Origin of the sequence: Nonomuraea sp. NPDC051191, assembly GCF_044455665.1 — a bacterium.
Lineage (GTDB): Bacteria > Actinomycetota > Actinomycetes > Streptosporangiales > Streptosporangiaceae > Nonomuraea.
Map to the genome: position 1 here is coordinate 1 of NZ_JBITEZ010000022.1, position 19,056 is coordinate 19,056.

At 71.0% G+C, this 19,056-nt stretch carries 19 protein-coding genes; 15 read left to right on the plus strand and 4 right to left on the minus strand.

Translation table 11 applies throughout. The annotated features are described in order from the left end of the window. The 3 genes from ACIA8R_RS44755 to ACIA8R_RS44765 all read left to right on the plus strand — a co-directional run. Positions 1-117 (plus strand): LuxR C-terminal-related transcriptional regulator (locus ACIA8R_RS44755; protein WP_397044040.1); only part of this gene is annotated, 117 nt, incomplete at its 5' end. Positions 118-270: 153 nt separating this feature from the next. Then, the gene (locus ACIA8R_RS44760; protein ID WP_397043826.1) at positions 271-888 is read left to right on the plus strand and encodes a hypothetical protein; all 618 of its coding nucleotides are present in this window, start codon (positions 271-273) and stop codon (positions 886-888) included. A 39-nt stretch (positions 889-927) separates the two neighbouring features. Next, positions 928-2,526 carry a hypothetical protein gene (locus ACIA8R_RS44765; RefSeq protein WP_397043827.1) on the plus strand — a complete coding sequence of 533 codons (1,599 nt, stop codon included), beginning with the start codon at positions 928-930 and terminating at the stop codon, positions 2,524-2,526. On the opposite strand, the gene ACIA8R_RS44770 is transcribed toward ACIA8R_RS44765, so the two are convergent. The 3 genes from ACIA8R_RS44770 to ACIA8R_RS44780 all read right to left on the minus strand — a co-directional run bounded on the left by ACIA8R_RS44770 (position 2,513) and on the right by ACIA8R_RS44780 (position 4,281). Then, positions 2,513-2,701, minus strand: a complete 189-nt coding sequence (locus ACIA8R_RS44770; RefSeq protein ID WP_397043829.1) for a hypothetical protein — start codon at positions 2,699-2,701, stop codon at positions 2,513-2,515. The genes ACIA8R_RS44765 and ACIA8R_RS44770 overlap by 14 nt on opposite strands. 260 nt (positions 2,702-2,961) lie before the next feature. Further along, positions 2,962-3,606 (minus strand): UvrD-helicase domain-containing protein, encoded by a 645-nt coding sequence (locus ACIA8R_RS44775; protein WP_397043831.1) that lies wholly within the window; start codon positions 3,604-3,606, stop codon positions 2,962-2,964. Positions 3,607-3,699: 93 nt separating this feature from the next. Next, positions 3,700-4,281: a DNA glycosylase AlkZ-like family protein gene (locus tag ACIA8R_RS44780; protein ID WP_397043833.1), complete on the minus strand. Its 582-nt coding sequence runs from the start codon at positions 4,279-4,281 to the stop codon at positions 3,700-3,702. A 21-nt stretch (positions 4,282-4,302) separates the two neighbouring features. Between ACIA8R_RS44780 and ACIA8R_RS44785 the strand changes: the two genes are divergently transcribed. The 5 genes from ACIA8R_RS44785 to ACIA8R_RS44805 all read left to right on the plus strand — a co-directional run bounded on the left by ACIA8R_RS44785 (position 4,303) and on the right by ACIA8R_RS44805 (position 10,638). Next, positions 4,303-4,467 (plus strand): hypothetical protein, encoded by a 165-nt coding sequence (locus tag ACIA8R_RS44785; protein ID WP_397043835.1) that lies wholly within the window; start codon positions 4,303-4,305, stop codon positions 4,465-4,467. A gap of 244 nt (positions 4,468-4,711) precedes the next feature. After that, complete coding sequence (locus tag ACIA8R_RS44790; RefSeq protein ID WP_364104262.1) at positions 4,712-5,296, plus strand: RNA polymerase sigma factor; 585 nt, start codon at positions 4,712-4,714, stop codon at positions 5,294-5,296. Continuing rightward, positions 5,296-6,336: a CU044_5270 family protein gene (locus ACIA8R_RS44795; RefSeq protein ID WP_397043837.1), complete on the plus strand. Its 1,041-nt coding sequence runs from the start codon at positions 5,296-5,298 to the stop codon at positions 6,334-6,336. Before ACIA8R_RS44790 ends, ACIA8R_RS44795 begins: the two co-directional genes overlap by 1 nt. Before the next feature lie 95 nt (positions 6,337-6,431). Next, on the plus strand, positions 6,432-7,304 hold the full coding sequence (locus ACIA8R_RS44800) for a hypothetical protein (protein ID WP_397043839.1): 873 nt from the start codon (positions 6,432-6,434) through the stop codon (positions 7,302-7,304). Between the two features lie 160 nt (positions 7,305-7,464). Next, on the plus strand, positions 7,465-10,638 hold the full coding sequence (locus ACIA8R_RS44805; RefSeq protein ID WP_397043841.1) for a S8 family serine peptidase: 3,174 nt from the start codon (positions 7,465-7,467) through the stop codon (positions 10,636-10,638). Between the two features lie 168 nt (positions 10,639-10,806). Here the strand turns inward: ACIA8R_RS44805 and ACIA8R_RS44810 are convergent, their stop codons facing one another. Then, entirely contained in the window at positions 10,807-11,157 is a 351-nt protein-coding gene (locus tag ACIA8R_RS44810) for a hypothetical protein (RefSeq protein ID WP_397043842.1), read from the minus strand. Between the two features lie 88 nt (positions 11,158-11,245). Here ACIA8R_RS44810 and ACIA8R_RS44815 point away from each other — a divergent pair, with 88 nt between their 5' ends. The 7 genes from ACIA8R_RS44815 (at position 11,246) to ACIA8R_RS44845 (ending at position 18,845) form a co-directional block, all read left to right on the plus strand. Continuing rightward, complete coding sequence (locus tag ACIA8R_RS44815; protein WP_364104247.1) at positions 11,246-11,419, plus strand: hypothetical protein; 174 nt, start codon at positions 11,246-11,248, stop codon at positions 11,417-11,419. 106 nt (positions 11,420-11,525) lie between these two features. Next, positions 11,526-13,208, plus strand: a complete 1,683-nt coding sequence (locus tag ACIA8R_RS44820; protein WP_397043844.1) for a sensor histidine kinase — start codon at positions 11,526-11,528, stop codon at positions 13,206-13,208. A gap of 71 nt (positions 13,209-13,279) precedes the next feature. Continuing rightward, positions 13,280-13,906 carry a response regulator gene (locus ACIA8R_RS44825; protein WP_397044042.1) on the plus strand — a complete coding sequence of 209 codons (627 nt, stop codon included), beginning with the start codon at positions 13,280-13,282 and terminating at the stop codon, positions 13,904-13,906. Positions 13,907-14,074: 168 nt separating this feature from the next. Then, positions 14,075-14,851 carry an ABC transporter ATP-binding protein gene (locus ACIA8R_RS44830; protein WP_364104238.1) on the plus strand — a complete coding sequence of 259 codons (777 nt, stop codon included), beginning with the start codon at positions 14,075-14,077 and terminating at the stop codon, positions 14,849-14,851. 32 nt (positions 14,852-14,883) lie between these two features. After that, on the plus strand, positions 14,884-17,436 hold the full coding sequence (locus tag ACIA8R_RS44835) for an ABC transporter permease (protein ID WP_397043846.1): 2,553 nt from the start codon (positions 14,884-14,886) through the stop codon (positions 17,434-17,436). 163 nt (positions 17,437-17,599) lie between these two features. Continuing rightward, positions 17,600-18,673, plus strand: coding sequence for an alpha/beta hydrolase family protein (locus ACIA8R_RS44840; RefSeq protein WP_397043848.1), 1,074 nt, complete (start codon positions 17,600-17,602; stop codon positions 18,671-18,673). Next, positions 18,579-18,845, plus strand: coding sequence for a GNAT family N-acetyltransferase (locus tag ACIA8R_RS44845; RefSeq protein ID WP_397044044.1), 267 nt, complete (start codon positions 18,579-18,581; stop codon positions 18,843-18,845). Before ACIA8R_RS44840 ends, ACIA8R_RS44845 begins: the two co-directional genes overlap by 95 nt. Positions 18,846-19,056: the final 211 nt, after the last annotated feature.

A 19,056-nucleotide genomic window follows, 5' to 3' on the forward strand; every position in this document is an offset into this window, starting at 1 on the left:
CTGTCGCTGTCCCCCAAGACCGTGCGCAACAACGTCTCCAACGTCTTCGCCAAGCTCCAGGTCGCCGACCGCGCCCAGGCGATCATCCAGGCCCGGGAGGCCGGCCTCGGGCAGTGACCCCGATCCGAGGGATGTCCCCGTCTGACCGGGACAGCGGTCCCTGATCGGGCCGGGCCGATCCAGGACCGCAGGCATGGCCGTGCTCCCTGGGCGCCCGGGGCACTGCGGCGGGAAAGTGCTGCCACCGACCCGCGCACCCCGAGGAGCATCATGTCCAGCCGCATCGTGCCCAGCAACGTCGACCCGCACGAGCCCGTCGTGGCCCGGCCCAGCTCGAACCCGGCCCAGGTCAGGATCTCCGGTCTCCTGCTGGCCGCGGGAGCGGTCGCCTGGAGCGCCGGCACCGTGATCGTCGGCGACAGGGTCCAGGACGGCGTCCAGACGCTCGACACCGTCACCGGCATGATGTTCGTCGCGGGGCTGTTCGCGTTCGTGTGGACCGTGCACGTCACGCGCTCCGCCGGCGACGGGTGGACCCGCGTGATCCCGATGGGCCTGATGGCGCTGCTGCCCGGTGCGTTCGTGACCAACGTGCTGTCCTTCGGCTACGCCACCTACGACGAGTTCCCGCTGCCGTTGCTGATCCTGGATGCCTGCTGGCCGCTCAGCCAGCTCGGCATGCTGGCCCTCGGGCTCGCCGTCGCGATCCGGGGCCGCCTGCGGGGGGCGGTCCGCTGGCTGCCCCTGCTCGCCGGCCTGTGGTTCCCGGTGACCGTCCTGGCGCAGACCCTCGGCGGCTCCACCGTCTCGGTGTACGCCAGCGCCGCGCTGCTGCTCGGCGCGCACGCCCACCTGGGCCTGCGCCTCGCCGTCCGCCCCACGCTCTGAGCCGACCTGATCGTCTGGAATCAGAGGAGACGGAGAGTCATGTTCTACCCTGGTGCCCGCCGGCTGGCAGTGACACTGCTGGCCGCCCTGACCACCGCCGTGCTGGTGCCGTCCGCGCCGGCCCCGGCCACGCCGGTGCAGGCCAAGTGGCCGATCGCGGTTCTGCTGTGCAAGTTCCTCGACCGGCCTGAGGAGCCCGAACCCCCGCAGTTCTTCAAGGAGTTGCTCACCGCCGAAGGTCTCGGCAAGGGCGGCCTGGCCGACTTCGTCGCCGAGCAGTCGCGCGGCCGGGTCGCCCTGGAGGGCGGCGACGTCCACGGCTGGTACACCATCCCCAAGACCTACTCGCAGTGGAGCGACGAGGGCTGGTACTCCTTGAACAAGCCGAAGGACTGCGTGCGGAGCGCACAGAGCCAAGGGTGGACGCGGCCGCCCGGCAGCGCGCTGTTCGTCATCATCAACACCGCCGAAGGCGGAATCGGGCGCGCCTCGTACAACGCACGGGGGGACAGAACCATCGTCCTGGACTCCACAGCCTGGACGCTGAACCGCGCCGCCTACGAGTTCGGGCGGCTCAACGGGCTGAACCACAGGCTGTCGCAGTTCCTGAACCAGCACCCCACGGATGTGGGCAACCCGTACGACACGATGTCGGCGTCCACCACCCACTTCCCGCCTTCCGAGCGGTTCGGCGAGGGCGCGATCGCGCTGGCCGCGCCGAGCCTCGACGAGCTCGGCTGGCTGCCCGGGTGGCGGGTGACGACGCTCGGCAAGGACGGAGCCGGCACCCGGACCGTACGGCTGGCACCCATCGAGCAGCCGGAACGGCCCGGCGCGCTGATGGTCCGCGTGCCGTACGACCCGAAGAGACCCGACAGGTACCTCACCGTCGAGTTCCGTAAGAAGACCGGCCGCAGCAGCGCGATCCCCAAGGACAGCATCCTCATCCACCAGTACCAAGAACGAAGCTGGGCCACCCTCCTGATGGAGAACGACACGAACCCCACGCCGATCCAGAGCTACCGCGGCGACGGCGTCGAGATCAAGCTCGACTCGATGACCGCCGACTCGGCGACCGTCACCGTCTCGACCGACGTGACCGGCAAGTGCGGCTTCGACTACGTCCCGCGGGCCGCCGTGGCCGGGGACAACGCCTGCGTGACGCCTGCCGTACGCGACAGCACCGCCGCCGACAACGCCGACCAGCCGAACCGTCTGGACGCCAACGGCGCCTGTCGGTGGGGCTACGTCCACCGGGAGATCACGCTGGCCGACGTGGCCTGCGTCTCCCCCACCGTGAAGAACCAGGCGGAGCAGGACACGGCCGCCACGCCCGCCCGGATCAACGTCGCCCAGCATGTGTGGGGGCCGAACGCCTGCCAGGACGGCTACGTGTGGCGGATGGCCGACGACTCCGACTACGTCTGCGTGTCCCTGGAGACCCGCTACCAGACCTTGGACGACAACGCGGCCGCCGCCGGCCGCTGGACCGACGGGCCGGCCGGACCCAAGAGCTGCGTCCAGGGGTATGTCTGGCGGGAGGCCTACGTCGGTGACCAGGCTTGCGTCACACCCGCGCGCCGCGACCAGGCTCGTGCCGACAACGCCGCCGCGTGGGAGAGGGTCAAGGAGAACTGATTCTCCCGCCATCGAGCTCGACCACCTCCGGGATGCGCGGCCTGCGCCTGCCCGTACCGGGATGCGCGGCCGCGTGCTGGTGGGCGCGGCAGACGGTGGAGTCGCCCTCGACCTGCCAGCCGATCAAGCCTGCGGCATCGGTCAGGGTCTGCAGGCCAAATCCTGCCACCAGCACCTGGCCAGCCTCGGCCGCTACGTCCGTCTGGGGGAGGAGACCTCCGCCCACATCACCGCCGAGCACGACCCCGCAGCCCGGCGGCGCAGACGCTGAGAGCTGATTCTGCGCCGCTCGGCGCGTTCCTGCCCGCACCGATGCACTTGCCGCGTAGCGCCCAAATCCGGTCCGATCCTGCCCGGAGGTCGATAGGGCAGGCACGGCGAGGTCGATCCAGTGTGCCGTAGTGGGCGAGACGATTCTGGAGGGTGGACGGCTGCTCAGGGGTAGAGGGCCGTGACGGCCTCCAGCACCTGTTCGCGGGCGTGGATGGCGGGGATGACGCCGGTGAGCACGTAGGCGGCCAGTCCTTCGGCCAGCGCCACCAGAGCCAGCGCCGTTCCCTCGGGGTCGGCATCGCTGGGGATGCGGCCGACCTGCTGGTCCTTGCGGATCAGGTCGGCCATGTGCCGGTGAGAGCCGGCGTACAGGACGCGCAGCCGGACGGCCTTGTCGTAAGGGAGGAGCCGAATGGGCACGGTGAGCTCTCGATGCGGGCCGAGGGCATGGTCAAGCTGCGTCAGTCCTCTCACACTGGCGGTAATCCTGCAGATGGCGGGAGTGCTCCGGAAGTTGCCGTCGAGTCGCTCACCTTGGGGGAGCGTCGCGGCGAAGCTCAGTACCTTCTCGGGTACGGCCTGGCGGAATGCGTAGATCGACTGGTTCAGGTCAGCGACCATGACGAGATCTACGCCGTATTCCCGTAGCAGGCCGAGCACTGCGAGCTCCTCGCTGCCGCAGTCCTGGCTCTCGTCCACGATGACTTCGGAAAAGCGTTGCTTCAGCGGCTCTCCGATGCGGGTGCGATCTTCTGGTGTGGCAAGCCACCGGTCGGCGAGACTCCGAGAAGCCGAACTGCTGAGCACACCTGCCTCGATCAGCCTCGTCCGCTTCTGGCGAGGCCTAGTAGTGCTGTTGGGTCGGCGTGTCGTGGAGACGCTGTGCCGGTGTGGGTAGTTTTATGCCTGTTCCGGCCGGCAAACGGGGTGACGTAGTGGCCGTACCGGCGGTTTGTATGCCTCGAAGGTGTAGTCGAAACCGAACAGCCGCCGGGTGCGGTCGCGGTCCCGGATGAGGTTGTCGAACGGGGTGAGAAAGACCCGGTTCGGCGGGCAGGAACGCGCGCTCCAGAGCCGTTGGGCGAACCCGGGCAGGCTCGCGGGAGGTCGGCGGGGACGCGGCGCTCGGCCAGGTCGTACACGCGTTCGGCGCCGCGGCGCGCGGCAGTGATCAGACGCCGGTCCACACCAGGTACTCGGCCGCTCGTTTGGCGTCCGACCAGCCACACCCCGTCTCCCTGGAGGGCGGCACGCGGACACCTGCGAAATCCGCGTCATCGGGCAGGGCATCAGCGTCAATGGGCATGGCAGGGTCCGTCGGCTGTCCACTCCTGGGATGAGCGCAGCGCGGGCACACCCCGGGCTCGGCAGCAGCTCCCAGGAGGGAAGGGTGTCACGGTCAGGGTCCTCGACGGTGGCTACGATCCCGACCGCCCCGGCGGTCCCGACGTGGGTCGTGACGTCGGATGCCAATCTGGCCATCGGCAAGGTGAACCAGCCCGGATGATCATTGAATCCGCGGCCCCCACCGGCATGGCGTGGGCGGCCACCGAGGTCAAGGCCAAGATCGTCAATATGAGCTTCGGCGGCCCCGAGCTGGATCCGGTGGAGCACGCGATCAATACGCTGTCACAGCGGTACGAGATCCTTCTCGTGGCCGGCGGTTGACCGACCTCATGCGGGTGCTGTGGCAGCGGGCGGCCCGGAACTCGCGCCGGGGGTGAGGGCGTGAACTTTGATCCGTATCCGTTGGCGGATCGCCGACATGCTCCCGGTCCCTGAAACCGAGAGACCGCGTCTGAGCCCGCCGCGCCCACCGGACGGCAGGCCGGCCCTGCCTGGACGGAAATTGCCGTGAAGAAAACCTGCCGAGCGGCGAACACTGGATGACAGTTGCCTTCGGAAGGACACCATGACTGCACCACCTGACGCCAACGACGTGATGGAAGACGTCACGGTGGTCGAGCGGTCGCTGCACAGTCCCGAGCTTTTCGCCCTGCTGTACGACCGGTACTTCCAGGAGGTTCACCGTTATCTGGCTGCCCGGCTCGGCAGTGAGCAGGCCGAGGATCTGGTCGCGGATGCCTTTCTGCTCGCGTTCAACGGCAGGCACGGCTTCGACCCGCAGCGAGGGACTGTGCGGTCGTGGTTGTTCGGCATCGCCACGAACGTGGTGGCCCGTCACCGCCGCAGGGAGGGCCGCCGCCTGAACGCGCTCAGCAAGGTGGCGGCCGAGGAATCCATCGACGGGCACGAGGACCGGGTGACCGCGCAGCTCGCGGCGCGGGCCAGCCGGCCGGAGCTGGTACGGGGGCTGAAGGGGTTGGCGAAGGGCGATCGCGACGTGGTGTTCCTGCTCGTGTTCGGCGGGCTCGGCTACGAGGAGATCGCCACGGCCCTGGACATCCCGGTGGGGACCGTCGGGTCCCGGATCAACAGGGCGCGCCGGAAGCTGCGCAAGGCCCTGGGCGACGTCAACCCGATCGGGGAGTGGTGATGGACGAGTTGAAGCTGGTCGAGGCCGTGTTCGCGGAGCCCGAGCCCACGCCGGAGGCGGCGGCGAAGGGACGTGACCGCCTCCTCCGTGAGGCACGGGCGCCACGGTCGGACCGTCGGTGGCGCACCGCGCTGCCGATCCGGCGCGTCGCCCTGGTCGGCGCCATGGCGGTGCTGCTCACCGGCGGCATCGTCGTCAGCCAGGTGGGGCTGGGCGGCTCCGACCCGGGCACCCCTGGGTACCTGCTCGCTGCCCCTCCGGCCGACGCCAAGGCGCTGCTCACCCTGGCCGCGCGGGCCGCCGCCGGTCAACGTGACACGGTGCCCTCCCAGGGTGAGTACGTCCACACCAAGACGCTGGCCCAGCGCAGCCTGCACACCAAGGACAAGTCGGGCACGACGCAGTACACCAAGGTGATGGTCAACGAAGAGCGGTGGGAGGCCGCCGACGTGGGCAAGCCCTGGCTGAGCCGCAGCCAGAGCCTGTCGGGCACGGGACCGGCGCCCCGGAGGTACTGGGACCACGGCGTCGAGGACATCGTGCACGAGCCGGGAACCTGTCCCGGCCGGCCGGCCTACGCGCGGCTGGGCGCCTGGCCGACGGACCCCGCCCAGGTGCGCGCGAAGATCGTGGCCGACACGGGTGAGGAGCCGTTGCGCATCTGGCGCTCCCTACAGAGCCTGGTCCGCGAGTCCGTGGTACGGCCGAGCCTCGGCGCGGCGCTGTACCAGGTCGCCGCCGGGCTGGACGGCATCGTGCTCGTCGGCGACGCCATGGACGCCGCCGGCCGCCCCGGCCTGGCCGTCGCCATGGACGGGGGCGACGGCACCCGGTCCGAGTTGATCTTCGACCGGCAGACCTACCACTACCTGGGCGAGCGCACGGTGAGCACCAGGGACCGCAAGGTGAAGGTGTCCTCCGGCGTCGAGTACACCGAGAAGAAGGGCACCGTGACCGGCACCGCCGTGCTCGCCGTCGATCTCGCCCGCGGTTTGCCCGAGGTGTCGCCGAAGGCGTCCCGCATGAAGATCCCCTGCTGAGACTTTCCCCCTGATCCGGCCGTTCCGGCCGTGAGTTCTGTTTCGCATGCCCTCAGATCGAACCGGCATGCCCTCAAGGAAGAAGGAGAACATCCATGCTCATCGCCAAGGCCGTCGCGGTCACCCTGCTCGCCGGCACGTTCGGCGGCCTCACCGCGTCGCCGTCGGGGGACGCCGCCGCGTACGAGAAGCAGACGCAACTGGAGGCCAAGCGCGTCGCCTGCATGACCGAGCGGGGCCTGGACTACGCGGCCTCCCCGGAGGCCCGCTACAAGTGGCAGCCCGGGGAGCAGGAGCGGCTCGCGGGTGACCTGAAGGCGCTGCGGGCCTACCGGGCCAAGTACGGCTTCGGCGTCTGGTCGCCGAATGTCTATCCCAAGGACGAGGTCGTCAACCCCGTCCGGCAGGAGAACCCGAACGACAAGACGCTGATGTCGCTGCCGGCCGATGAGCTGAAGGAGTGGCGCGCCGCCGACGAGTCCTGCTTCTCCCAAGCGGTGAAGGAGGTGCTGGGCAAGACCGTCACCTCCCAGGACGACTACCACGACCAGCTCGACGCGGCGGTACGGAAGTCGTTGAGCGTCCTCGACCAGGACGAGCGGCTCGTCCAGCTGGGCAAGCAGTTCGCCGCGTGCCTGGGCGTCAACCGGACCGCGCCGACCGCGCTGGACGGTCTGAGCCACACGAAGATCGTGCGGCAGGCGTCCGACGTCGCCAAGAAGGCGTGGAAGGGCGAACTGCCCAAGGGCAAGACCGCCATCTTCCGGCCGAACCTGAAGCCCGCGCAGGCCAGGCCGTACCTGGACAAGGAGATCAAGGCGGCGCTGAAGGACCTGGACTGCGGCAAGGACTTCTACCCCGCCTACTCGCCCAAGGCTGTGGAGATCACGTCGCGGGTCTACCAGGAGTTCGGCCGGGAGGGCGCGGCTCAGGCTGTTTCGTCCCGGATCTACCGCAAGCTCGTCTGACCCAGCACGCCAGGGGTGCCGCTCGTGGCGCGCGGGCGGCACCCCGATTCGTCCGCCTCCAAGGTTCCTGCCGGTGGCACGGCAGAGTCGCTTCCCAGGCCATCAGCGTCTCTGCCCCACCGGACGATCAACTCTCCGCACATCGACCACGAGAGAGCAGATGAAATCAACACACGGAACCCTCGCCACGCTCGTGGCGGGATGTCTCATCGCCGGCGGCACCACGCACACCGCGCAGGCGGCAGAGCCGGCATCTTCGGTGACCGAGGTGTCGGGCTCGGTGACGCTGCTGACCGGTGACCGGGTGACCGTCACCGCGAACGGTCACCGGATCGAGCCGGGACCAGGCAGAAAGGAGCGCTTCGACGTTCAGCGTCGTCAGGGCCACCTCCACGTCATTCCAGAGGACGCGAAGCGGCTGCTGGCCCAGGGGGTGCTGGATGAGCGTCTGTTCGACGTCACGCAGTTGCTCACCTGGCGATACGGCGACGCCCACAAATCGGAAATACCACTGATCGTGCAGTCACCCCAGGGGGAACCGGCACAGACGCTCAGCGGAACGCGGAAGGCCAAGGACTTCGCCGGGCTGGGACTGGCCGCCACGAGCGTCCCCAAGGTGACAGCCGGCCAGACCTGGCAGAACCTGGTCGGTGGCGCCCGATCACCGGCCGCGGGCAAGTCGAAGATCTGGCTGGACGGGAAGCGGCACATCACCCTTGACCAGAGCGTCAAGCAGATCGGGGCCCCGCAGGCGTGGCAACAGGGGCTGACCGGAGCCGGTGTCACGGTCGCCGTGCTCGACTCCGGTTACGACGCCACTCACCCCGATCTCAAGGACGTCGTCACGCAGTCGCGAAACTTCTCCGACGAACCCGACATCAGCGACAACGTTGGACATGGCACCCATGTTTCCTCCATCGTGGCAGGAGCCGGAGCCAAGTACCGGGGCGTCGCGCCGGGAGCGAAGATCGCGCTCGGCAAGGTCGGCGGCGAGTACGTCAGCGAAGCGGCACTGTTGGCAGGCATGGAATGGGCCGCCGCCGAGGTCAAAGCGAAGATCATCAACATGAGCGTCGGCAGCCCGGACACGCCCGGCGTCGATCCGGTGGAGCACGCCGTCAACGCCCTGTCGGCGCGTACGGGAGCGCTGTTCGTCATCGCGGCGGGCAACGACGGAACACCCGGCTCGGTCAGCAGCCCGGGCAGCGCCGACGCGGCACTGACGGTCGGCGCGGTCGACAAGTCCGACCAGATGGCCGAATTCTCCAGCCGCGGCCCAAGACTGGGCGATCATGCGATCAAGCCGGACGTGACCGCCCCCGGCGTCGACATCACGGCGGCGGCCGCGCAGGGCACGGCAGGAGGCCCGTACGTCGCCCACAGCGGCACCTCCATGGCGGCGCCGCACGTCGCGGGCGCGGCGGCGATCCTCGCCCAGCGGCACCCGGACTGGAACGGAGAGCAGCTCAAGGCCGCGCTCATCGGCAGCGCCGCGCCGCAGGCCGGTGCCACACCCTTCGACCAGGGGGCCGGGCGCGTCGACGTGGTCCGCGCGATCGGCCAGGAGGTGTACGCCAGTCCCGCGAACATCGGCACGGTCTTCCGCTGGGGCGAATCCGGCGTGCGGCAGGCGGCCAAAGAGATCACCTACACCAACGCCGGTGACTCCCCGGTCATCCTCGACCTCACCGTGGACGGCGACGTGCTGCGCACCTCGGCACAGCGGGTCGAGGTGCCCGCCAAAGGCACGGCGTCCGTCACCGTGACGATCGACGGGACCGGCAAACAGCCCGGTGATCACCCGGGCACCATCATCGCCCGATCGGGTGACCTTCTCATCCGAACCGTCGCCACCGCGTACGTGGAGCCGGAAGCCTACGACGTGAAGATCAGCGCACTCGGCACCGACGGCCGGCCCGTCGACGCGGTCGGGGAGTTCTACAACGGCAAGGGCGAGAGTGTTCGGATGCTCCTCATCGGCGCGCCGGACACCTACCGGCTCCCCGCCGGCGAGTGGAGCCTGTACGCCGACATCTACGAAGGATCGCGCATCACGACCACGCACCTGCCGGTGAAGGTCGGCGAACAGGGCACGGAGGTGATCCTGGACACGCGCAAGGCCAAACCGATCAGGTTCGCCCTGGACGAGCCCACGGCTGTCACCAGTGGATGGGTCGAGATGTGGGTGATCAACGGTTCATGGTGGCTCGGTTGGGCCGGAGGCAGGCCCGACCCCAGCTCCGTGTACTTCGTGCTCGGCTCCATGCAGCCCGGACTGAAGTACATCAGCAGGATGCATTTCCACAAGAAGGACGCCTCTCCCACTCCCGTCCGCTACGACCTGGTGGACGAACGCCAGGACGGCATGCCCGAGGACCCCACCTACACGGCCAGGGTGAAGGACCTCGACCAGGTGACCACGACCTTTCGCGGCGCCGGAACGGCCGCGAAGGGCACCTACTTCGTGGCGAACGCCGTCGAAGGCGTTTCTGCCGGATTCCTGACCCCCACGAACGAGGTGCCGCTCCCGGGCAAGCTGACGGAATACCGGACGCGAGGGTACAAGTGGTCCAGCGCGCTGCGCGTCGGCGAATCCGCGGTCACGGGGGCCACGGAACCCACCGGCCACGGCCGCGATCGTCAGAGGTGGGGCGCCGCGGTGAGCGGTCCGTCCTTCGCCACCTTGGGCGGCTGGCGAGAGGGTGACACCGTGGTGTTCGACGGCGCCCGGCTGTTCTCCGAGGGCGTGCCCGGCCGGGTCGGCATGGATGGCGCGGCCACCGGCACCGTCAGCCTCGCCCAGGATGGTCAGGTCATCTCCACGATCGACTACACCAGGTGCGGCCCGTGGGAGCTCGATTCCTGCCGGTTGACCGCCGGCCTCCCGGCGAAGCCCGCGACGTACACGCTCAGTGCGACGGCCGACCGGCAGGTGCCGTACTCCACGCTGTCCACGAAGGTGGCATCGACGTGGACGTTCCGTTCGGCGCACACCACCGAGCGGGAAGCACTCCCGCTGTCGGCGGTCCGCTACGCCCCCAAGGGGCTGGACGAGTACAACCGGGCCAAGCCCGGATCGTCCACCCGGCTGCCCGTCTGGATCGAACGCAATCCCGGTGCGCCCGCGGCGGCCGTGACGTCCATCCACCTGCAGATGTCCGTCGATGACGGGGTGACCTGGCGCGACATCCGGGTCAGGGCCGCGGGTTCGGCCTGGACGGCGCAGATCGACAATCCGCGCGCAACGGGCTTCGTGTCCCTGCGCGCCATGGTGACCGACAGCGCGGACAACAGCGTCAGCCAGACCATCCACCGCGCCTACGCGGTCGGATGACCTCCCCGGCCGTGGAGCCGGAGACGACCACCGTCGCCTCCGGCTCCGCACATGTGCGCCTGCGATCAGAACACCCGCACCGGGTGGCGCCACCGGTACGCAGGCCATGAACGGTTCTACGAGCAGCGCCGCGCGCGGCGAGCCCTGGACCAAGCAGCCCCGCCACGCCTACGGCCGGCAGAAGATCCTGGTGGACGGGATCACGGTGAACGGCATCCCGTACGTGGCGCCACCTTTGGAGCGGACAGGCGCCCGCCGATGCTCCAGGTCCAAGACCTCGACGTTGAGCGCCAGGATCTCCGCGGCCCGGGCCGCGGTCCCGTAGAGCATCCGCCACAGGGTCTTCTCCCGCAGGGGGATGTCGCGGCGGGACAACGGGCCGCCGCCGCAACGCGACGGGAAGCTTGGACCTTCCTCTTCGTGGCCTGCGCAACGGCGCCGGCGGTGACGGTGCCAGGTGACCTGTTCGATGCCGCCGGCGTTGACGCCGGCCACCTGGGCGACTCGGTCATCAGGCATAGCCCCGGTCTGCCTTCGGACCGATGTCAGCGCAGGTGGGAGCCGGCGAGGATGGAACATGTCAGCCGCTCACACCAAGGAGACCATCGTGAACGCCTCTGACGACACCTTGCCCGCCCAGCCCGGCGAACGCCTCGCCTCCCGTATGCCCCTGGGGCTGGCCAACGCGCTTGTGGGCGTCGGCGTCCTGCTGGGCTTCGGGGCGGTCACCGCCGGCGTCGGGGCGCCGGCGCGTTTCGTGGTCAGGTCCGTGCGCCGCTGAACGGCCTTTCCCCCACGGCTGGTGAAGGTCTGACTTCCGGCACAGGCGCCGACCGGCCGTGGGGTCCGTGCTCGGGCAGCCTGTGGCTGCCTCGATACTGGCAAGCGTGCCTGTGACCAGCTATTTCCGCCGCCTCGCCGGCAGCCGCCCGTTCGCCGGGGCGAGCCGCTACGGCGTCGTGCGCGCGACGGTCGAGACCGGTGGCGTGACCGTGGCGGCGCTGGGCATGGTCGTCATCCTGGCCGGTGAGGACGCACCGATCCGGAGCCTGGTGGCGGTGGCCGCCGGTGCGGGACTCTTCCTGCTGCGCCACCGGTTCCCCACGGCGGTGCTGCTGGCGCTGGCGGCGCTGTGCGGCCCGGTCGCGGCGGTCGGGCCGTTCACCGCCGCGACCGCCTACACCGCCGCGCGCCGCACGACGCGAGCGCGGCGACGGGCCTGGGTCCTGGCGGCGGCGAGCGTGCTGGCCGTGGCATCGGCGACGGCGGGCATGCCCTGGTCGGGAGCCGGACCGGCACCGTACGGGCTGCTGCTCGGCCTGCTCATGGCGCCGCTGGCGGTGGTGCTGCCGGGCCTGGTGGGGACGGTGCGCGGCCAGCAGGAGCGCCTGCTGGTCGCCTCGCGGGAGCGCGGCGACGCCGCCGAGCGGGCCCGACGGCTGGCCGACAGCGAGGCCCGGATGCACGAACGCTCCCGGATCGCCGCCGAGATGCACGACCTGGTGGGGCACCGGCTCAGCCTGATCTCGCTGCACGTCGGCGGGCTGGAGATGGCCCTGGCCGCAACCGCCCCCGAGCTGAGCCGGGAAGTGGTCCTGGTCCGCCAGACCACCCGTGACGCCATGCGCGAGCTGCGGCAGTCGCTGGGGGTGCTGGGGCCGCCGGGCCGCGACACCGGGCCGGACGCGCTCACCGACGCGACCGGCACCCGCGCCGACATCGAGGGGCTGGTGGCCCAGTCCCGCGCCGGCGGGATCGCGGTGCGGCTGGAGTGGACCGGACCCGATCTGGACTCCCGTCCGGCGCCGGTGCGGCGCGCGGTCCACCGGGTCGTCCGTGAGGCCCTGACCAATGTGCACCGCTACGCCGGCGCCGCCCACACCACCGTCACGATCGTCCATGACCGGGACGTGGTGCGCGTCACCGTCCGCAACGGGGCTCCGCCGCGCACGCCGCCCGCCGAGAGCCCGGGGAGCGGCCGTGGCCTGCCCGGTCTGCGGGAACGGGTGGAGCTGCTCGGCGGGACGCTGGAGGCCGGGGCACTGCCGTCCGGCGGGTTCCAGGTGGCCGCGGTCGTGCCGGCCGATCCCGGCGACCTCGTCAACCGGACCGATGCGCCGGACGCCTCCGGCTCGGCGGCCCCGGACGCGCCCCCCGCCGTACCCGCCCCGGCCGACTCCGGACGCCGCTGGGTCGAGTCGCTGACGCTCGCCTTCGGGCTGGTGGCGCTGTGCGCGTTGATGGCCCTGGCCGCGACCTTCGTGCACGCCATCCTGCCCAACCCCCATCCCGGGCCGCTCCCGCTGCCCCGCCTGGGCATGACCTACCAGCAGGTCGCGGAGCTCAGCGTGCTGGACAACGGGGCGGTCCGGGCGGCGGCGACCGGGCGCGAGCCGCCGCGCCCCGCCACGGCGGCCGGCTGCATCTACCCGTTCAACGGGGCCACCGAACGCCGCCCCGACCGCCTGATCGTCGCCCGCTACTGCTTCGACGCCTCGCAGCATCTGATCGCCATCGACCGCTTCGCCGTACCGTCGGTTCGCGACGGCGCACCCTGGGAGACCCCGTGACCGAGCCCGTGACCAGCCCTGCGACTCAGGCAGCCCGGCCGATCCGCGTCCTGCTGGCCGACGACGAGACGATGATCCGGCACGGCGTGCGGCTGATCCTGCGGCACGCCGAGGGCATCGAGGTGGTCGCCGAGGCCACCGACGGACGCCAGGCTGTGGAACTGGCCACCGCCCACCGCCCGGACGTGGCGCTGGTGGACATCCGGATGCCGGTGTACGACGGCCTGGCCGCCATCGCGCCGCTGCTCGCGCTGGACCCGGCGCCGCGCGTGGTGATGCTGACGACCTTCGGCGAGGAGGCGAACGTGCTGCGGGCGCTGCGCGAAGGCGCGGCGGGCTTCCTGCTGAAGGACGACGGCCCGCAGGAACTGATCAACGCGGTCCGAGCGGCCGCCGCCGGTGACGCGGTGCTGTCGCCCGGCGTCACCGCCGCCGTCATCAGCCGGATGCTGAACGGCACCGGCCCCCAGGACGCCGACCCCGCCCACGCCGACGAGCGGATCGCGCGCCTGACCGAACGGGAACGGGAGGTCCTGGCGATGCTGGGTGAAGGACTGTCCAACCAGGAGATCGCCGAACGGCTGTACATCGGGATCGGAACGGTGAAGACGCACGTGAGCGCGATCCTGGACAAGACCGGCTCGGCCAGCCGGGTGCAGGCCGCGATCCTGGCCCACCGGACCGGCCTGTCCGCCTGAGACGCCTCTGCCGGAAGACAGAGCATCCGCACCACTTCCCTCACTTCCGGCAGAGCCGAACTCCTCCCCAAGGACCGATGTTCTCGCCGGTCAACGTCGTGAGGATGGAAGCGTTCCCGGCTCGCGGTCTCATCCCGCGGGCCGACGCTTCCTAGGCGGGGTCCTCACATGTCACACGATTTTCCCTCCCCTGACGTCCACGTCGCCGGCCCGGCCGCCAGCGCCGTCGGCCTGACCAAGGCGTACGGTTCCGGGGAGACGCGCGTCACCGCGTTGGACGCGGTCTCGGTCGAGTTCGCGCGAGGCCGGTTCACCGCCGTGATGGGCCCGTCGGGATCCGGCAAATCGACGCTGATGCACTGCATGGCCGGGCTGGACCGGGTGACGTCGGGTTCGGCCCGCATCGGCGGGACCGAGCTGTCGTCGCTGAACGACCGGCAGCTCACCGCCCTGCGCCGCGACAAGGTCGGGTTCGTCTTCCAGGGCTTCAACCTGCTGCCCACCCTGACCGCGGCGGAGAACATCACGCTGCCGCTGCGGATCGCCGGACGCAAACCCGACCCCGCCTGGCTGGAGGCCGTCATCGCCACCGTCGGCCTGGGCGAACGACTCGCCCACCGGCCCGCCGAGCTGTCGGGCGGCCAGCAGCAGCGCGTCGCCGTCGCCCGCGCCCTGGTCTCCCGGCCCGACATCGTCTTCGCCGACGAGCCCACCGGCAACCTCGACTCCCGCTCCGGGGCCGAGATCCTCGGCTTCCTGGGCGAGTCGGTGCGCGAGCTGGGCCAGTCGGTGGTGATGGTCACCCACGACCCGGTGGCCGCCGCGCACGCCGACCGGGTGGTGTTCCTGGCCGACGGCCGCGTCGTCGACGAGCTGCACCGGCCGACCTCCGGCACGGTGCTCGACCGGATGCTCCGGTTCCAGGCCCAAGGCACGACGCGCTGACCCGCCCCCCTTCTGCACCGAAAGCTCCCATCATGCTGCGCACAGCCCTGCACAACCTCCTGGCCCACAAGGGCCGCCTGGCGATGACCTTCATCGCGGTCTGCCTCGGCGTCGCGTTCGTCTCCGGCACCCTCGTCTTCGCCGACTCCTCCGCGGCCGCCTATCGCGCGGCCGCCGCCAAGAGCTTCGACGGCGTCGCGGTCACCGTGACCCCCAAGGACCCGCCGCCCGGAACTCCCGAGAACCAGCACGCGGACGGCCTCGACGACGCCCTCGTGCGGAAGCTGGCCGCCGTGCCCGGAGTCGCGGCCGTGCGCCCGTCGGCCGACGGCATGGCCGTGCTGTCCGCCTCGGACGGCACCCCGCTGCGAGCGGGCAGCGCCTGGGCGAACCTGGCCGCTTCCTATGCACCCGGCCCCGACGGCAGGGACAGCCGGTATCCGCTGGCCGAGGGCCGTGCGCCCCGCGACGGCGGGGAGATCGCGGTGGACATCGGGACCGCCGACGCGGGCCGCTTCCACCTCGGTGACATGATCACGCTGGCCACCGACGGCCCCGTCATGACCAAGCGGCTGGTGGGCCTCGTGCGCACCGCCGACAGCCGGGTGACCGCCGGCGGCACCCTGGCGCTGTTCGACCTGGCCACCGCGCAGAAGCTGTTCGCCGCGCCGGGCCGCTACACCAGGATCGACCTGACCGCTGCGCCCGGCACCGCCGAGGCCGTCCTGGCCGACCGGGTCACCGAGATGCTCCCGGCTGAGCGCGCCGAGGCGGTCAGCGCCACCGCCCAGGCCCTCCAGCAGTCGATCCTGCTGGACACCCTGACCCGCGGCTACACCAAGATCCCGATGATCTTCGCAGCGGTCGCGCTGTTCATCGGCTCGTTCCTGATCATCAACACCTTCACGATGCTCGTCTCCCGGCGCGTCCGCGACATCGCGCTGCTGCGCGCCATCGGGGCCTCCCGCCGCCAGGTCGTCGGCTCCGTGCTGGCCGAGGCGGCCCTGCTCGGCCTCGCCGCCTCCGTGACCGGTTTCCTGCTGGGCCTGGGGATCGCCGCCGCGCTGCCCGCGCTCCTGAGCACCGACGAGCACCCGCTGCCGCGCGGCTCGTTGGCGATCGGCCCCATCCCCCTGATCGCGGCCCTGTTCGTCGGCGTGGGCGTCACCATGGCCGCCGCGCTCGTCCCGTCGCTGCGCGCCGCCCGGGTCGCCCCGCTGGAGGCCATGCGCTCGGCCCAGCAGCCGCCCTCCGCCTCGCGGTCCTGGATCCGCGGCGCGGCCGGGACGGCCCTGCTCCTGCTCGGCGCCGGGATGCTGGTGTCGCTCAGCGGAGCCGAGGACGCCTCCGTCGACAACCTCCAGAGCGCCATGTTCGGCTGCGCCCTCCTCGGCGCCGCCCTGATCGTGCTGGCGCCGCTGCTGGCCGGTCCGGTGATCCGGCTGTTCGGCACGCTCACCGGCCGGTTCGGCGTGGTCGGCCACCTCGCCCGTCAGAACGCGCTGCGCGACCCGCGCCGCACCGCCGCCACCGCCGCCGCGTTGATGATCAGCACGGCGCTGGTCGGCGGGCTCGCCGTCCTCGGCGAGTCCACCAGCCGGGCCCTGGACCGCCAGGCCGCCGCCGGTCTCGCCGCCGACTACACGATCGGCACCCTCAACTCCATGAACAGCATCGACCCCGCCGCCGTCCAGCGGGTCGCCGCCGTCCCCGGTGTGCGGACCTCCTCCGCCGTCGCCGACTCCACCCTGTTCGTCAGCGGCCACGTCCGGCAGATCTCCGGCGTCGACCCCGCGACCGTGGGCGCCGTCATGAAGCTCGACTTCGTCAACGGCTCCCTGGACGACCTCGGTCCAGGCCGGATCGCCCTGTCCAAGACCATCGCCGAGGCCCAGGGCGTGCGCACCGGCGGGCAGGTGAACGCGCGCATCGGCCGCGACCAGGCGTTCCACAAGTACACCGTCGTCGGCGTCTACCAGGACAACCCGGTCGCAGGGGACGCCCTGGGGGCCCGCGCCGAGGTCCAGAAGCACGCCTTCGTGCCCGGCGCCATCCAGCGGATCCTCCTGCGCGCCGACGCGACGGCCACCGAGCAGGCCCTGCGCGCCGCCGTGGGCAACAGCCCCCTGCTGAGGGTGCAGGACCGCGCCGCGTTCGTCGCCGAGGCCGCCGGGACCGTGGGGAACCTGCTGACCCTGATGTACGGCCTGCTCGTGATCGGCGTGGTGATCGCCGCCCTCGGCGTCGTCAACACCCTGGCCATGTCGGTGTCGGAACGGACGCGGGAGCTCGGCATGCTGCGCGCCCTGGGCCTGGACCGGTCCGGCGTCCGGCGGATGGTGGTCCTGGAGGCCCTCACGATCGCCGCGTTCGGCACCCTGCTGGGGCTGGTGAGCGCGCTGTTCGGGGCCTGGGCGGTCGGCGCCCTGGCCAACGGGGCGATCCCGCAGTACACGCTCACGATCCCCTGGGGAACGCTGCTGCTGGTGTGCCTGCTGTCCCTCGCGGCCGGCGCGCTCGCCGCGCTCGTCCCGGCCCAGCGGGCGGCCGCCATGCGCCCCCTGCAAGCCACCGCCCAAGCCTGACCGGCAACCGGACATGTGCTCCAGCGGCCCGAAGCCGGCGGGAGGGTTGGTCCGCCACAGCCGCCTGTCGGAGACCGTCCAGATGCCGCCGCGTCACCACGGACCCGAGCGGCCGTCTCGGCCCGAGAACCAAGCCACGAAAGGGCCCCTCTTTCCCATGCGTATGCTCCATCGCCCTCTGCGCCGCCTCCTCCTCGCGACGGCCGTCGCCGCGCTCACCTTGGGAGCCTGCGCCAGCCCTCAGCCTGAAGTCGCGGGTTCGGCGCAGGTCTCCACACAAGAGGGCACGGCCCGTTCGGGCCAGGTCACCTACGACTTCGGTGACACCGCCTACGCTCCGCCGGGCCTGGACGGCAAGCGCATGGAGCTGAAGGCCGCCGTCACCTACCCTCGCAAGCTGGACGGGGGCAAGCACCCTCTGGTGATGATGCTGCACGGCTGGGGCGACACCTGCGCCGCGGGGGACAAACCCGTCCGCGGCCAGGGCTGGCCGTGCGCCAAGGGCGCCAAGCCGGTCGACAACTACCTGGGATACGCCTACCTGGCCGAGGCCCTGGCCGACAAGGGCTACATCGTGGTGTCGGTGGCGGCCAACGGCATCCAGGCCCAGGAGAAGGACGAGGGGCACACCGCACGCGCGGCCCTGCTGGACAAGCACCTTCAGATGTGGACGCAGCTCTCCGCCGGGGAAGGCCCCCTGCGGGAACTCAAACAGTTCACCGGCCATGTGGATCTGGACCGGGTCGGCACGCTCGGGCACTCACGGGGTGGTGGCGGTGTCATCGCTCAGGCCCTGGACAGCCACACGCCCCCGGCCGGCGTGCACGTCCGGGCCGCCATGGCGCTCGCGCCCGCCATGAACGGCATCGACGCCGACAAGGAACGCATCACCCGCATCCCCCTGGCCGTGGTCGCCGGAACCTGCGACGCCATGTGGGAGGACGGCAAGGTCGCCGCCACGATGGCCGCGGGCAACTCCAACGCCGAACACCACGACGTACCCGGAGGCAACCACAACTTCTTCAACACGATCTGGACACCCGGCACCGGGCCGGCCTTCGCGACGGACCGACCCGGTCGCGAGATCCGATGGCGGCGAGCGGCGCGGCAGCATCGAACGTTGGTGTCGCGACAGGTCCGTCCTGGTAGCCGACACCCCCGCTGGGCTGGTCGGCTACTGCGTCGTCGAGTACACCTTCTTCGAGCAGGGCTTCGTGACGATGCTCATGGTGGCTGAGTCCGCCCGGGGGTACGGCATCGGCGCGAGCCTCCTGAAGGCTGCAGCAGTCTCATGCCGAACCGCGAAGCTGTTCACGTCGACGAACGTGTCCAACCATCCCGTGCAGCGGCTGCTCCGACGGGCTGGCTGGCGTGCGGTGAGGATGGTGCACGGCCTCGAAGCCACCTGACACCTTGCAGGAGGGCACCTGACCAGAGTCAGGCTCTCGCCTGGACGAGACAGTGAGGGGGCGCCCATGCGGGTCGTCCAACGGCGAACCCGGGGAGCGGAGCGGCGTGTCGTTGTACGGTGCGCGCATGTCCACCCGCTCCCAGCCCGCGGAGTCCATGGCCCGCGACGTGCGCCAGTTGTTCGCTCTGGTCGGCATCCCGAAACGCCCC

What these genes read in the sequence shown, in the direction of transcription:
- ACIA8R_RS44760 (WP_397043826.1), top strand. Translation starts at nt 271, where the DNA reads ATGTCCAGCCGCATCGTGCCCAGCAACGTCGACCCGCACGAGCCCGTC.
- ACIA8R_RS44765 (WP_397043827.1), top strand. Translation starts at nt 928, where the DNA reads ATGTTCTACCCTGGTGCCCGCCGGCTGGCAGTGACACTGCTGGCCGCC.
- ACIA8R_RS44780 (WP_397043833.1), bottom strand. Translation starts at nt 4,281, where the DNA reads ATGGCCAGATTGGCATCCGACGTCACGACCCACGTCGGGACCGCCGGG.
- ACIA8R_RS44785 (WP_397043835.1), top strand. Translation starts at nt 4,303, where the DNA reads ATGATCATTGAATCCGCGGCCCCCACCGGCATGGCGTGGGCGGCCACC.
- ACIA8R_RS44790 (WP_364104262.1), top strand. Translation starts at nt 4,712, where the DNA reads ATGACTGCACCACCTGACGCCAACGACGTGATGGAAGACGTCACGGTG.
- ACIA8R_RS44795 (WP_397043837.1), top strand. Translation starts at nt 5,296, where the DNA reads ATGGACGAGTTGAAGCTGGTCGAGGCCGTGTTCGCGGAGCCCGAGCCC.
- ACIA8R_RS44800 (WP_397043839.1), top strand. Translation starts at nt 6,432, where the DNA reads ATGCTCATCGCCAAGGCCGTCGCGGTCACCCTGCTCGCCGGCACGTTC.
- ACIA8R_RS44805 (WP_397043841.1), top strand. Translation starts at nt 7,465, where the DNA reads ATGAAATCAACACACGGAACCCTCGCCACGCTCGTGGCGGGATGTCTC.
- ACIA8R_RS44810 (WP_397043842.1), bottom strand. Translation starts at nt 11,157, where the DNA reads ATGCCTGATGACCGAGTCGCCCAGGTGGCCGGCGTCAACGCCGGCGGC.
- ACIA8R_RS44825 (WP_397044042.1), top strand. Translation starts at nt 13,280, where the DNA reads ATGATCCGGCACGGCGTGCGGCTGATCCTGCGGCACGCCGAGGGCATC.
- ACIA8R_RS44830 (WP_364104238.1), top strand. Translation starts at nt 14,075, where the DNA reads ATGTCACACGATTTTCCCTCCCCTGACGTCCACGTCGCCGGCCCGGCC.
- ACIA8R_RS44835 (WP_397043846.1), top strand. Translation starts at nt 14,884, where the DNA reads ATGCTGCGCACAGCCCTGCACAACCTCCTGGCCCACAAGGGCCGCCTG.
- ACIA8R_RS44840 (WP_397043848.1), top strand. Translation starts at nt 17,600, where the DNA reads ATGCTCCATCGCCCTCTGCGCCGCCTCCTCCTCGCGACGGCCGTCGCC.